At 42.7% G+C, this 14395-nt stretch carries 12 protein-coding genes; all 12 read left to right on the forward strand.

What is annotated here, in order from left to right:
• On the forward strand, positions 1 to 969 hold the full coding sequence (locus DYI03_RS11220) for a vWA domain-containing protein (protein ID WP_025064637.1): 969 nt from the start codon (positions 1 to 3) through the stop codon (positions 967 to 969).
• Between the two features lie 40 nt (positions 970 to 1009).
• Complete coding sequence (locus DYI03_RS11225; protein WP_021670116.1) at positions 1010 to 2035, forward strand: VWA domain-containing protein; 1026 nt, start codon at positions 1010 to 1012, stop codon at positions 2033 to 2035.
• Positions 2035 to 2709 (forward strand): tetratricopeptide repeat protein, encoded by a 675-nt coding sequence (locus DYI03_RS11230; RefSeq protein WP_004355387.1) that lies wholly within the window; start codon positions 2035 to 2037, stop codon positions 2707 to 2709. Before DYI03_RS11225 ends, DYI03_RS11230 begins: the two co-directional genes overlap by 1 nt.
• 7 nt (positions 2710 to 2716) lie before the next feature.
• Positions 2717 to 5293: a BatD family protein gene (locus DYI03_RS11235; protein ID WP_004355352.1), complete on the forward strand. Its 2577-nt coding sequence runs from the start codon at positions 2717 to 2719 to the stop codon at positions 5291 to 5293.
• Positions 5294 to 5457: 164 nt separating this feature from the next.
• A complete protein-coding gene (locus DYI03_RS11240) occupies positions 5458 to 6162 on the forward strand; it encodes a phosphatase PAP2 family protein (protein ID WP_021669938.1) in 705 nt (234 codons plus the stop codon).
• Positions 6163 to 6212: 50 nt separating this feature from the next.
• Entirely contained in the window at positions 6213 to 7484 is a 1272-nt protein-coding gene (locus DYI03_RS11245; RefSeq protein ID WP_025064636.1) for an S-adenosylmethionine:tRNA ribosyltransferase-isomerase, read from the forward strand.
• Between the two features lie 268 nt (positions 7485 to 7752).
• Positions 7753 to 8940 carry a DUF2027 domain-containing protein gene (locus DYI03_RS11250; RefSeq protein WP_021669941.1) on the forward strand — a complete coding sequence of 396 codons (1188 nt, stop codon included), beginning with the start codon at positions 7753 to 7755 and terminating at the stop codon, positions 8938 to 8940.
• A gap of 11 nt (positions 8941 to 8951) precedes the next feature.
• Positions 8952 to 10907: an NAD(+) synthase gene (locus DYI03_RS11255; RefSeq protein WP_021669942.1), complete on the forward strand. Its 1956-nt coding sequence runs from the start codon at positions 8952 to 8954 to the stop codon at positions 10905 to 10907.
• A 283-nt stretch (positions 10908 to 11190) separates the two neighbouring features.
• Positions 11191 to 11700: a hypothetical protein gene (locus DYI03_RS11260; protein WP_025064581.1), complete on the forward strand. Its 510-nt coding sequence runs from the start codon at positions 11191 to 11193 to the stop codon at positions 11698 to 11700.
• 435 nt (positions 11701 to 12135) lie between these two features.
• Complete coding sequence (locus tag DYI03_RS11265) at positions 12136 to 13296, forward strand: replication initiation protein (protein ID WP_004355445.1); 1161 nt, start codon at positions 12136 to 12138, stop codon at positions 13294 to 13296.
• A gap of 50 nt (positions 13297 to 13346) precedes the next feature.
• Complete coding sequence (locus DYI03_RS11270; RefSeq protein WP_036870343.1) at positions 13347 to 13856, forward strand: DMP19 family protein; 510 nt, start codon at positions 13347 to 13349, stop codon at positions 13854 to 13856.
• Positions 13849 to 14328: an SsrA-binding protein gene (gene smpB / locus DYI03_RS11275; RefSeq protein WP_004355185.1), complete on the forward strand. Its 480-nt coding sequence runs from the start codon at positions 13849 to 13851 to the stop codon at positions 14326 to 14328. The genes DYI03_RS11270 and smpB overlap by 8 nt, the downstream gene beginning before the upstream one ends.
• Positions 14329 to 14395: the final 67 nt, after the last annotated feature.

The raw sequence follows: 14395 nt of genomic DNA on the forward strand, positions 1-14395 counted from the left end.
ATGGAATTTGCCAACAAAGAATATTTATTGCTGCTTCTGCTCCTTATACCTTATATAATATGGTATTTTCTCTATCGCCGCCGCACAGAACCATCGTTGCGCATGAGCGATACGTTCACGTTCAAGTATGCTCCAAAGAGTTGGAAGATGCGTTTAATCCATCTTCCCATGCTCCTTCGTTGTTTGGTTTACGCTTTGGTCGTCATCGTTTTGGCACGTCCGCAAACCACAACGCCTATCGATAACGGACAAGTAGAGGGCATTAACATTATGTTGGCAGTCGATATTTCAGCCAGTATGCTGTCAGACGATGTAGACCCGAACCGCATTGAGGTGGCAAAAGACGTTGCAAAAGAGTTCATTGCCTCACGTCCGAACGACAATATTGGGCTAACTATCTTTGCAGGCGAGGCATTTACGCAATGCCCAATGACCACCGACCACGCCTCATTGCTCAACCTTTTGGCAGGAATACGTGCCGATTTGTCGGTCAATCATTTGATTCAAGACGGTACAGCCATCGGTATGGGATTGGCAAATGCCGTGGGACGATTGAAAGATGTGAAGGAAGGAAGCAAAGTAGTCATACTCTTGACCGACGGAAGCAACAATGTGGGCGATATTTCTCCCCTCACTGCCGCCTCAATTGCAAGGAAATTCGGTGTTCGTGTCTACACCATCGGACTCGGAACCGACGGCAAAGACATTCAAGGGCGACCTGTTGGCGAAATAGATTATAAGACATTACAAGACATTGCCATGCAAACTGACGGCGACTTTTATCGCGCTCAGAGCAGAGCAGAACTATCTCAGATATACAAAGACATTGATAAGTTGGAGAAAACAAAAATCAATGCCACCCAATACGGCAAACGTTACGAGGCTTTCATGCCTTTTGCCATTCTGGCTTTGCTCACTTTCGTGGCTGAAATCTTGTTGAGAACAACTGTATTTAAACGCATACCGTAGCGGAAAGACATTCCCAAACGGAAAGAAAAAATAAAAAAGCATGTTTAGATTTGCTAATCCCACCTACCTTTGGCTATTGCTGCTAATTCCAATATTAGCAGTAATCTACCATGTTTGGGTGTATCAATGCAAAAAACGCATGGCTCGTTTTGGCGACAAAACCCTCCTAAAGCAGCTCACCCCAGGTTATTCCAAGTGGCGTCCACTGCTTAAATTCTACATTATGGAGGTCATTCTCGCCTTGCTTATCATCGTTATTGCACGTCCACAGGTGGGAACAAAAATATCGAAAGACAAGCGTGAAGGCATTGAAGCCATGATAGCAATGGACATTAGCAACTCCATGTTGGCGCAAGACGTTGCTCCCACACGCTTAGACCGCAGCAAACGATTGGTGGAAGACCTCGTTAATCGCTTCACAAACGATAAAATTGGAATCGTAGTCTTTGCAGGTGATGCTTTCGTTCAGTTGCCTATCACGTCAGATTATATTTCTGCCAAAATGTTTTTAAACAATATTAGTCCAGAACTCATAGGCAGTCAAGGCACAGATATAGGCAAAGCCATTGAACTTTCGGAGCATAGTTTCTCGGAAAAAGCCAACTTTGGTAAGGCAATCATCATCATAACAGATGGTGAAAACCACGAAAAAGGAGCTGAAGAAATGGCACGTGAAGCCCAAAAACAAGGCATTCGAGTGTTCATTCTCGGCATTGGTTCGCCACAAGGCGCACCCATTCCAATGGGCAACGGTAGCTATTTACAAGACACAAGCGGTCAAATTGTCATGACACGCCTTAACGAAGACATGTGCCGAAAGATTGCTGAAGCGGGCAAAGGCATGTATATCCACGTTGATAATACCACCGCAGCAGAAACAATCTTGGACAACGAAATAGGAAAAATGCAGCGTGGCGAAATCGAAAGTGTATCGTATAGCGATTACGCAGAGCAGTTTCAAGCCATAGCTGTGTTGGCTCTCGTTCTTTTAATCGTCGAGGCGTTGCTCATGGAGCGTAAGAATCCGTGGTACAGTCGCTTCCATCTTTTTACAAAGAAACAATGATGAAACGAATTTACATATTGCTTTGTGTGGCTTTTATGGCACTTGCCGTATCAGCACAGACCGACCGCCAACTCATTCGTAGCGGTAACAAGGCGTTTGCTGCAAAGAAATTTGCCGATGCAGAGCTGTTTTATCGGAAAGCATTGGCAGCAAATGGGCAAAATGCCATAGCAGCTTACAATCTTGGGTGTGCTTCACAAGCACTCCATAAGGACTCTTTGGCGATAAAAAACTATCAGTTGGCAGCGCAAAATGAGAGCAATAAAATGCGTAAAGCCAGTGCTTTTCACAATTTAGGCACAGTCTATCAAGCTAAAAAAGACTATGGAAAAGCAGTCGAAGCCTACAAGAATGCGCTTAGAAACAATCCGCATCACGACAATGCTCGCTACAATTTGACACAATGTTTGCGCCAAATGAAAAATCAAAAGCAGCAACAACAGAATGATAACAAGCAGCAGAAAGACAATAAGAACGACAAAAACAAGCAAAAACAAGATAAAAAGAATCCTCAAAACAATAAAGATAAACGCAAAAAAGAGGACGATGGAATGAGTAAAGACAATGCCGAGCAATTACTCAATGCAGCCATGCAAGAGGAAAAAGCAACGCAAGAACGACTCAAAAAGTATATGCAACAGCCTCCAAGTAGGGTTATTGAGAAAAATTGGTAAGGAAAATATGAAAAGATACATTAACATACTTTTGGCAATGCTCTTGCCTTTGACCGCCTTAGCACAACATATTCGTGTTGCAGCACCTCGTCAAGTGGAAGTGGGAGAGCAATTCCAAATAGAATATATCGTCTATACTGACGATGTAGAAGGACTTAAATTAGCAAAAATGCCGCATGGTATTGAGTTAATGGCAGGCCCTTACTATTCATCACAGAAGAACATTCAGATGACAAATGGGCACATGAGCAGTTCGTCATCAGAATCTTTTACATACGTTTTTCTTGCTACAAAACGTGGAACATTTAACATTCCACCTGCTCGAATTACCGTAAAAGGACAAACATTGGCATCAACTCCTGTGCGCATTACAGCTACTGGCGTGGCGAATATCAATCGTGCTGCACAGTCAAATGGTGGCGGTAGACAAGATATTAGTATCTCTCGACCCGAAAGCAAGGTTATTGGTGGCAAAGATTTGTTCGTTCGGGTAACAGCAAACAAGCGAGTTGTACACGAACAAGAGCCAGTTTTGCTCACTTATAAGGTATATACCAACGTGAATTTGGTGCAAATGGCAGGCAAAATGCCTGATATAAAAGGTGCTCATGTGCAGGAAATTAGTTTGCCACAACAAAAAGTTTTCACCACCGAACGCCTCAACGGACGCACCTATCGAGTAACAAAATGGAGTCAATATGTGGTCTATCCGCAAGTTATAGGCAGACTTTCTGTGCCTTCAGTGAACTTTACGGGCATTATCAGACCCAATGCTGACGACTTCGACCCGTTTGCTTTCATGTCTGAAGGAGAGGATATTCAGAAAAAGATTACGGCACAAGGTTTGACTATCAAGGTTTTACCATTGCCCCAAAAGCCCGCTTCTTTCTCTGGAGGGGTAGGGCGAATGAACATCACTGCCCAACTTAACAAGACCGATGCAGTCGAGGGCGACCCAATCAACCTTCGAGTTGTTATCAGCGGAGTGGGCAATTTGAAACTCATGCGCAAGCCCGAAGTTAAATTTCCTGACGGCTTTGACGTTTACGACCCTAAGCTTTCCGATAAAACCCACCTCACTTCCAATGGCGTAGAGGGTAGCATGGTGTACGACTTTTTGGCGGTTCCACGCAAAGAAGGCAACTATACCATACCACCAGTAACGTTTGTTTACTTCGACACAGCGACCAATTCTTACAAAACTTTGACCACTTCGCCTTTCAAAATCAAGGTGGCAAAGGGCGACGGAACGAATCAAAATGCTGAGGCTTTCGATGCGGTTGCCAATCAAGATATTAAGGGTTTGAAGACTGCGAAAGATATTTTAGCCGCTGATACCAATTTCTATGGTTCTGTAGGCTATTGGTTCTGCATCGTATTGTTTATTGGTTTGTTCGTCATTGCGCTTACCTTGTTGCGCAAACGTGCCAATATTCGTGGCGATATAGCAGGTTTGAAGGGCAAAAATGCCGAACGTGTGGCGTTAAATCGTTTGCATAAAGCCAAAGTTTATCTTGAAAGACGCAAAGCAGAGGATTTCTATGACGAGAATTTGCGTGCGCTTTGGGGATATGTTAGCGACAAGTTGAACATACCAGTTGAGCAGCTTTCGCGCGACAATGTGAAGGAAAATTTCGCAAAACTCGGTGTTGAAAGCGATGTTATCGATGAGTTTATTGCTGCTTTAGATGAGTGCGAATTTCAGCGTTATGCCCCTGGCGACGAGCGAGGTAACATGTCTTCAAGCTATGCGGCAGCCGTTAAAGCCATTATTGATATAGAAGAACGTATGAGAACGATGAAAAATAAGAGCAACGACAAGTCAAATGTAAAGTCCATTCTTTTGCTTTTGACCCTTGCAATCGCCTTTTTCTCAATGCCACAGCGTGCCTTTGCCGTAAGCATGGAGGACGCTGCAAAGGCTTATGATAAAGGTAATTACACCGAAGCGGCAAAGATTTATCAACGATTAATTGAGGAAAATCCATCGGCTGCGCTCTATTATAATCTCGGAAATGCACAGTATCGTGCCAACGATATTACCCATGCTATCCTTTCTTACGAGCGTGCTTTGAAGTTAAGACCCAGCGATGAAGATGCCAGATTTAATCTTCAGATTGCTCAATCCAAGACCATTGACCGCCTTTCGCCCGATAGCGACTTGTTTTTTGTGCGTTGGTATCACGCTTTGGTCTATTTAATGAGCATTGACGCATGGGCAATCGTAGGACTTGTTTCTCTCTTTTTGAGTTTGTCTTTTGCCCTTTTGTATTTCCTCGCAACCACAGTGGGTAGGCGCAAGTTAGGCTTTTTCGCAGGCTTATTCTTCCTTTTAGTTTTTATTTTCTCCATATCGTTTGCTAAGACTCAACGTAACGAGAAAACAAACAAGAACCAAGCCATCATAGTGGCCTCTATTGCAACCGTGAAAACCCACCCCGATGGCAAGTCAGACAATGCTACCACCTTGCACGAAGGGACGAAAGTTGAAATCATAGACCGCAGTTTGAAGGAGTGGCGAGGTATTCGTTTGCCTGACGATAAGAAGGGTTGGATACCAACGAATCAGATAGAAGAGATTTAGAGTTAAGAGTTGAGAGTTAAGATTTTAGAGTTTAGAGATTTAGATTTTAGAATTAAGACGTTAGAGTGCAGCAATTACGATTTTCCTTAACACCCACATCGGACTTGTCCGACTCGTCTGACCCCATCTGACTTGTCTGAAAGAAACATCATCAAGTATATAGCATGGATTTAACCAACATCATAGCGTTCGACAAGTTGTTGCTCTCATCTTTCAATGGGAGCGATAACCTTTTCTTAGACCACTTCTTTTTGGCTTTCACGTCAGGTTTCACATGGATTCCGTTGTATGTTGCCCTGTTCTATTTGGTGATGAAAAACAATGAAAAATGGTCGCGCATTTTCCTCATTATGTTCACCATTGGCGTTTGTATGTTGCTGTCTTATAGTTTGAACAATGCTTTTACAAAACCATACATTGGTCGTTTGCGCCCCTCTTTAGACCCTTCCATGGTGGGCATCGTCCGTTTGGTTAATGGATATACTGCCGAAGGGTTCAGTTTCTTCTCTGCCCATGCGTGCAACACCTTTGCTGTCGCCACTTTCTTTACACTTTTAGTGCGCAGCAAAATACTTTCCGCCTTTCTTTTTCTGTGGGCAGCCTTCTCGGTTTGGACTCGTTTGTTCCTCGGTGTCCATTATTTTTCCGATGTAGTGGTTGGTACTGTTGTAGGCATGTTGCTCGCTTCGCTCTGTTACCTTGCTTATAGTAGAGTGAGCAAGCGTGTTGCGCCCATATCCCCATACGTTTCAAGCCAATATACCGCTACGGGTTATAGTTTAATAGATATTGACGTGGTCATTTCAACCATGGTTTTACTCTGCCTTTATTGTGTGCTTCGTGCTTTTATAGAGGCAGGAATTTATTGAATTAAACCTTATTGCGACCACAATACTTCATGTTTAAAATTCACAAACCAATGTTAGACGAAACAAAACATATTAAAATTTCAGATTACGATTATCCGTTGCCCGATGAACGCATCGCAAAATTCCCTTTAAACCAACGCGACCAAAGCAAACTCTTGCTTTATAAGCATGGTGAAGTGAGCGAAGATGTGTTTTGCAACTTACCGAAATATTTGCCTAATGGGGCATTGATGGTTTTCAACAACACGAAAGTCATTCAAGCACGCATGCACTTCCGCAAGGAAACAGGCGCACTCATTGAGATTTTCCTCATGGAACCTGCTCAACCAACTGACTATGAACTCATGTTTCAGACCAATTCTGAATGTTCATGGCTCTGTATGATAGGCAATTTGAAGAAATGGAAAGAGGGCGAACTCCGTCGTTCGTTCGAAATTAACGGCAATAAATTGGTTTTAACTGCCAGTGTCGACCGCTCGAAAGCAAGCGACTTAGCAGGTGGAACGAACCATTGGGTGGATTTCAAGTGGGACAATGCGAAAGTTTCATTTGCCGAAATCTTGGAAGCAGTGGGCGAATTGCCCATTCCGCCTTACCTCAATCGTGAAACCCAAGAGAGCGACAAGGAAACCTATCAAACCATTTACTCGAAGATAAAGGGGTCGGTGGCTGCCCCAACGGCTGGACTTCATTTCACCGATGCCGTACTTGAGCAATTGGACAAGGCAGGAATTTTGCGTGATGAACTTACGCTCCACGTTGGCGCAGGTACGTTTAAACCCGTGAAAAGTAGTGAGATAGAAGGACACAACATGCACACCGAATACATTGTAGTGCATCGCCACACGTTGGAAAATCTTCTTTCTCACGATTGTTCTGCCATTGCCGTGGGGACAACCTCTGTGCGTACGCTTGAAAGTCTTTACTATATGGGCGTAAAATTGGAACGCAATGCTAATGCCACGGAAGACGATTTGCACGTTAATCAGTGGGAGCCATACGCTGAAGACGTTACCGAAGACGGATTTATCAAGGTGAACGGACAAGTGGTTACCGTCCAAAGAGCCATTCAAAACCTTTTGGATTACTTGAAGAAAGACGATTTAGAGGCACTCCATTCGAGTACGCAAATTATCATAGCCCCAGGCTTTCAATACAAGATAGTGAAGATGTTGGTAACCAATTTCCACCAACCACAATCCACGTTGCTCCTTCTTGTGAGTGCCTTCCTCCATGGCGATTGGCACAAAGTATACGATTACGCTCTCCAGCACGACTTCCGTTTCTTGAGCTACGGCGATAGTTCGTTGCTCATACCGTAGGATGTTTTTTTCAGACTTACCGCTAATTTTTTAGAAACAATAGGTTTTGAAGTCCAAAATAGGCTGTTTTGCACCTCAAAACCTATTGTTTTTATTTTTTACGAGAAAATAGAAATTTGCCAAATAGTTTGGAAAAGGTGTTTTGTTTTAGTACCTTTGCAGTAAGCTTGTGGGAAAGAGGTTTGAATAGTCGGACTTGTCTGACCAGTCTGACTATTCCAACTCGTACAAAGCGCAAACAACTCGCAAGCTCTAAATATTTGCAACAATGAAAATAGGTGATAAAGTAAGATTTTTAAGTGATGTTGGTGGTGGAATCATTTCAGGATTTCAAGGCAACAAAATCGTATTGGTAGAAGATGAAGACGGTTTCGAAATTCCGACCCCTATCAATGAAGTGGTATTGGTGGGCAATGACGATATGGCAAAAGCCAAAATCAAAAGTTTGGAAACCACTGTTGAGGAGGAAACACAAGACCAATCGAAATCAATCAAAGCACGATTGAGCGACCAAAATGATAAGGCTGATGCCGATTGGAACGCAACGGAAGAACCCGACTACGACCCTGCCGACAATTTCGTGGCTCCGCCCAAAGAGCGAGAGGGCGGAAACAAGCTTACAACCTATTTAGCTTTTGTGCCTACCAAGCCCAAAGACATGCAAAACACCGAGTTCCAATCTTTCATGGTGAACGATTCAAACTACTATGTACACTACGTTTACATGGTAGGCACGGGCAAAGAATGGACGGTGAAGAAAGTAGGCGAGATAGAACCCAACACGAAAGTGTATTTAGAGCAGTTTCCTTACACCGATTTGAACAACATTAGCGAGTCGAGTGTGCAACTTTTTGCCTACAAATACGACAAGCCTTTCGAGCGAAAACCAGCCTTAGACGTTCATATCCACTTAGATGCAACAAAGTTTTACAAACTCAATACCTTTAAAGAAAACGACTTTTTCGACGAGCCAGCCCTCCTTTACGCTATCACCGAAGAGGAAAAAACAATCGAAAAGATAATAGAACCTAAATTCGAATTTCCTAAAAAATTGCAGGGAAGTCAAACCGAAAAAATCGAGATAAAAGCGGCTTCAGCACGAAAGCCCTTGGAACGAAGATACGAAAACAACCAAAGCAAGGCAAAACATGCCAAACAAATACTCCAAAACGATAAAATTGTTGTAGATTTGCACGCCAATGAAGTGTTGGAAACAACGGCAGGAATGACAGCAGGCGATATTTTAGAATATCAAATGGGCATTTTCCACGCTACACTCGAACAATATAAAAACAAAAATAGACAAAAGATAGTCTTTATTCATGGCAAAGGCGAGGGTGTTTTGCGCCGAACCATTATCAGAGAATTGAACTATCGCTATAAAAAATATCAGTTTCAAGACGCATCTTTCCGTGAATATGGATATGGTGCTACTCAAGTAACAATAATCACCTAATATATTTTGATATGAAATATGGATTTATCAAAGTGGCTACGGCAATACCAGAAGTAAGGATTGCAGACACTAAGTTTAATCTGGAAGCTATTGAAAAGCAAATAGTTATGGCTGAAGGGCAGGGGGTTGAGATAATCGTCTTCCCAGAGTTTTGCATTACAGGCTACACATGCCAAGATTTATTTCGCCAACAGCAACTCCTTGACGACGCTGAACGAGCTATGCTTAGGTTGCTCGACTTCACTCGCCAGTTGGATATTATCGCTATTGTGGGCACACCTGTAAGTGTTGGCTCAATATTGCTCAACTGTGCAGTAGTGGTTCAACACGGAAAAATACTCGGTATTGTACCGAAAACTTATCTGCCTAACTATGCAGAATTTTACGAAAAACGCTGGTTCGCATCAGCATTCGATATGAGTCCTACAAAAGTTCACTATGCTGGACAACTTCTACCCATAACTCCTGAACCACAAATATATAGAACAGCAGACGGCGTAAAGTTTGGAATTGAAATTTGCGAAGATATATGGTCGCCTATTCCACCAAGCAGCGTGCTGACTTTAGATGGTGCTGAAATCATTTTCAACCTGTCGGCAAGTACAGAACAAATTGGAAAACACAGCTATTTAGAGGCTCTCCTGGCACAACAAAGTGCAAGAACGCTCTCGGCTTACGTATATAGTAGTTGCGGATTTGGCGAAAGCACACAAGATGTAGTCTTTGGCGGCAACGCTTTTGTATATGAAAATGGTGTGCAATTAGCTTCTGCCAAGCGTTTTCAAATGGAATCACAAGTCGTTATTTGCGATATAGACATTGAAAAGTTGCGCAGCGAACGCCGTTTAAACACAACTTTCGTCAATGCACAGCACAATCTGTTCGTTTTACCAGTTGGAGCTGGAACATACGAAAAGAAATATATCGACTGTATGCCAAAGGAAAATGCAGAACGTGAATTTGTATTGAATCGAAACATCGCCCCACAACCTTTCTTACAAGGCGAAACCATCGATGCAGCATGCGAAGAAGCGTTCAATATTCAGGTTACAGGATTGGCGAAACGCCTGTTACACATTAAATGTAAGACAGTTGTCCTTGGCATTAGTGGCGGTTTAGACTCTACACTCGCCCTCTTGGTTTGTATAGAAGCATTCGACAGACTTAAATTCGACCGCAAAGACATTCTCGCAGTTACCATGCCAGGTTTCGGAACATCAGACCGCACGCACAACAATGCCCTTTTACTCATGCAAGAGTTGGGCGTAACCATGAAAGAAATAAGCATTGTACCTTCAGTAACACAGCACTTCAAAGACATTGAACACGACATCAACGTTCAAGATGCTACCTACGAAAACGCACAAGCACGAGAACGCACACAAATTCTCATGGATTTGGCAAATGAATACAATGGTTTGGTTATTGGAACAGGCGATTTGAGCGAGTTAGCCCTCGGTTGGTGTACCTATAACGGCGACCACATGAGCATGTATGCCGTCAATGGTAGCGTGCCAAAGACATTAGTAAAACAATTAGTAGGCTATGTGGCTAATCAAACAGACAATGTTAAGGTGGCAGAGAGTCTCCGTGATATTGTAGACACACCAATTTCACCAGAATTAGTGCCAACAAATGAGTCGGGAGAAGTGCAACAGAAGACAGAAGACATCGTTGGACCATACGAATTGCACGATTTCTTCCTCTACTACTTCCTCCGTCACGGCTTCCAACCGTCTAAAATCTATTATCTTGCAGGACAAGCATTTGAAGGAAAATATACAAATGAAGAAATCAAAAAATGGCTCTACACCTTTGTGCGCCGCTTCTTCAATAATCAATTCAAACGCTCATGCCTCCCTGAAGGACCAAAAGTAGGAATGGTAAGCCTCTCTCCTCGTGGCGATTGGCGCATGCCTTCCGATGCAGATAGCACCAATTGGTTGACGGAAATAGAGCAACTCTAAGGTAAGGACGGGGTTGCTAAGGCTGAAAATCCCACGATTTCGTTAAGCCACACGAAGCATACAAAAGAGTGAAGCGAAATTTGAACATGCTCGTGGCGAGAAATCGAACCTTTCGAGCAATGATACTTTGTAGGGGCGTGATTTATCACGTTCCTCTCCGCAAATTTTAGTGTATTAGGAACGTGATAAATCACGCCCCTACAAAGTATCATAACTTGCCAGAAAGCAGCTATTTTGCACTTTGAAAAAGAACTTTTATGACCCGCCCTACACTCCAAAAAAAATGAAACGAAGCGTTTTAACAATCCTCTTTATCATGATTGCCATATTGGGACATGCCCAATATGGCAATTATGTACAGTTATCGGCTTTAGATTTGCTGCAATATCAAATGCAGAAAAACCGAAAGCAGATGACAACACCACCTTTCCGCCGCTACGGAATGAGGCGCATCAGAGCGTCAAAAATAATGGAAGACAACGACCCACGGCAGATATGGGGGTGGCAAATTCACCCAAACGAAAACTATCAAACATCAGAACCACTCTACAAACTCTTCCAACGCAACAACTTAACAGCTATGGCGGTGGTCGATACAAAGGAGGGGAAAACAGAAATCATCTTCTGGGATAAACTTTATTATCGCCGTTTTGCCCAGCAATTACGCACTATCGGCTTTGTAATGCGCAATACGCCCCGTGCTACGAATATCTTAGAATTTAGAAAATTAGATGTTTCCGTAACCGTTGATGTCGAAATATGGTCGGATATTTACATTCTCACCGTGCAGTAGTTGTGCGAATTGTTCGCAAATCCACTGCAAATTCTTTGTAGGGGCGTGATTTATCACGTTCCGCCCAATCAAAAACGCCGTTATTCCATGTGCTTAATTCTCAAAATTTGGTATTCGGAACAGAAAACGAGTTGTTGAGCTTGCGAAAAAATTCCGCCCTTACGCCGTTTCTCCACTATTTTTTTACGCTTTTCCACCATTATCCACCTAACTATCCGCTGTTTCCTACCGTTCTCCCCACGACTTGCTTCCATTTTCCATCACTTTCACCATGAAAAAGAGCAAGTACGACAAATCGAAAACATTTTGTCGCTTTTCTTTTTTGTCTTATTTTTTTTTATTATCTTTGCAAGGATAACTCTCCAATAGCGTGTTTGATAGGGCGATAAGCCTTTTTGCGGAGCGTTTTTCGACAGAAATAATACATTAATTTATATGGCAACGACAAAAAAGACGGCAAGCAAAACAACGAAAAAAGCAGCTTCGGCAACCAAAAAAGGGGCCAAAGCGAAGAAAGCTCCAGTAAAGCGTGGCATATCAAACGAACTCATTCCTATTGAAGAAGAAACATGGTTGTTGCAACCCATTGCCGTAACCATGATGCGACACGACTATTCGCTCATTCAAGTGCGTATACTTGTTTCTATTGTTGAGAGTTTACAATCGATTTTGCACGGCATTCTCAATAAAAAACGCAATCCCCAACTCGAAATTTTTAAGACCGATGAGTTGGACGAAGACGGACGAATGCCTATCAAATTGCCATTTAAAGAGTTGGGAGTAGACCCCAATCACTATCCGCAACTGCGCAATTCGCTCAAAATGTTGGCCTCTATTCCTGTTGAAATTCCATACAAAACAAGCGAAGGACGCAAGTATACAAAGGCGACAAACCTATGCGATGTTTACATTCCCGAGGACAGTTCTTACAATAAATACGCAATTTTGAAGCTCGACCAAACCGTTGCCGAACGTTTAGTGTCGTTAGATTTTGGCTACCATAGCCTGAATAAGCAAATCGTTTTCGCTTGTAAGAACCGCTATACCCAGCGCATTTACATGTTCATAGAGTCGTGGATTGACAAAGGACGCACCGTTATCAAGACCTTAGAATTCAGAAAAATGTTGCGATTGGAGAATAATTACAAGAAATTTTCCGACTTTTGTCGCCGTGTTCTTGACCCTGCGCAACAAGAATTGCAAGAGTTAGCCGACAAAGGATTGTGCGATTGCTACTTCGAATACGAAAAGAAATACGACCATGGACAGCGAGGCGGTGAGCCAGATGAATTGATTTTCAATATCTTTAAGGCTAAAAACAAGATGGACGCACAACTGGAACAGATGAACGAAATGCAACGTCGCCACTTCCAACAGATGCTTGTCCACTATTTTGAGTTCACTCAGGAGAATGCAAAAACCATGTCGGAGCGCATCACAGCGGAGATTTATCCGTTAGCAGCAGAGAAATTAATGGAATTGCGCAATCGATTTACTTCCATGATAGTCAAGGATAAGGCGGCTTATACCTTTACAAGTCTTGACAAATTAATCAAGGAACACGAAGTGCCGAACACCATTGTCGAGGAAGTTTAACGCTGAAACGTGAAAAGAAAATGTCTATTTCACAACTTAAAAACAAAGAAATGATAGAAATAAAGATAAAAGATGCAACTTTGCAACAAGCTGCCCAAGAGGGATTAGACGCCTTTGTACAAGTTTTTATTGACGCTATTAACGAGGCAATTGGCGGACAACTCACCCAAGAGAATATGCAAGAACTCACGCCCGACCAAATAACGTTGCTCGGTTGGAGCTATTTGCACGAAGAAGTTATGGACGGTGGTTACGTACAGCTGATACATAATGGTTACGGAGCTTTTATTTTCAAGAACCCTTTCGCCGTGGCGATGCGCAATTGGGGCTTGACCGATTTGTATTCGCACATCAGAAAAGCCAAGAAAGCCTACGAAAAATACCACGAACAAATAGAAAAGGAAATGTCGGACGACGACTTTATGGCACTTTATGAGCAGATGCCTGAGTTCGATGAGGTGGACGATGATTTCATTGTCAATGAAGAATTATGGACAAACGAGGTGGCTCAATACATTGACGACCACATTAACGATTTTGTTACAATAGAAAATGAATAAAGAAGAACAAGAATTACGCAAGAAGTCGCCCGTGCAAATACGCAACAAAAAGGCTTCTTTCGAATATTATTTTATTGATACTTATACGGCAGGAATTGTCTTAACGGGTACTGAAATCAAGTCTATTAGGGCGGGAAAGGCATCGTTGGTTGATACGTTTTGCTTCATCAATAAAGGTGAAATGTGGGTTGAGAACATGAATATCTCCCCTTATTTCTATGGCTCTTATTCTAATCACGAGGCAAGAAGAAAGCGTAAATTGTTGCTCAATAAGCGTGAAATCAAGCGATTGGAAGAAGAATCGAAAACGCCAGGCTACACCATTGTGCCGACACTTGTATTCATCGACGACAAAGGACATGCCAAAGTGGACATTGCACTCTGCCGAGGTAAGAAAGAATATGATAAGCGTCAGACACTCAAGGAGAAAGAAGACAGGCGCGAAATGGACAGAGCTATCAAAAATTACTAAACGAAACGCCGACAGGGTGGGGGAAATGACGTTGTGAAACCCCTTGTTGGAATATCTAATTCGTTAA

The organism is Prevotella disiens (assembly GCF_900454955.1).
Taxonomy (GTDB): Bacteria; Bacteroidota; Bacteroidia; order Bacteroidales; family Bacteroidaceae; genus Prevotella; species Prevotella disiens.

What these genes read in the sequence shown, in the direction of transcription:
- DYI03_RS11260 (WP_025064581.1), top strand. Translation starts at nt 11,191, where the DNA reads ATGAAACGAAGCGTTTTAACAATCCTCTTTATCATGATTGCCATATTG.
- DYI03_RS11240 (WP_021669938.1), top strand. Translation starts at nt 5,458, where the DNA reads ATGGATTTAACCAACATCATAGCGTTCGACAAGTTGTTGCTCTCATCT.
- DYI03_RS11255 (WP_021669942.1), top strand. Translation starts at nt 8,952, where the DNA reads ATGAAATATGGATTTATCAAAGTGGCTACGGCAATACCAGAAGTAAGG.
- DYI03_RS11220 (WP_025064637.1), top strand. Translation starts at nt 1, where the DNA reads ATGGAATTTGCCAACAAAGAATATTTATTGCTGCTTCTGCTCCTTATA.
- smpB (WP_004355185.1), top strand. Translation starts at nt 13,849, where the DNA reads ATGAATAAAGAAGAACAAGAATTACGCAAGAAGTCGCCCGTGCAAATA.
- DYI03_RS11230 (WP_004355387.1), top strand. Translation starts at nt 2,035, where the DNA reads ATGAAACGAATTTACATATTGCTTTGTGTGGCTTTTATGGCACTTGCC.
- DYI03_RS11270 (WP_036870343.1), top strand. Translation starts at nt 13,347, where the DNA reads ATGATAGAAATAAAGATAAAAGATGCAACTTTGCAACAAGCTGCCCAA.
- DYI03_RS11245 (WP_025064636.1), top strand. Translation starts at nt 6,213, where the DNA reads ATGTTAGACGAAACAAAACATATTAAAATTTCAGATTACGATTATCCG.
- DYI03_RS11225 (WP_021670116.1), top strand. Translation starts at nt 1,010, where the DNA reads ATGTTTAGATTTGCTAATCCCACCTACCTTTGGCTATTGCTGCTAATT.
- DYI03_RS11235 (WP_004355352.1), top strand. Translation starts at nt 2,717, where the DNA reads ATGAAAAGATACATTAACATACTTTTGGCAATGCTCTTGCCTTTGACC.
- DYI03_RS11265 (WP_004355445.1), top strand. Translation starts at nt 12,136, where the DNA reads ATGGCAACGACAAAAAAGACGGCAAGCAAAACAACGAAAAAAGCAGCT.
- DYI03_RS11250 (WP_021669941.1), top strand. Translation starts at nt 7,753, where the DNA reads ATGAAAATAGGTGATAAAGTAAGATTTTTAAGTGATGTTGGTGGTGGA.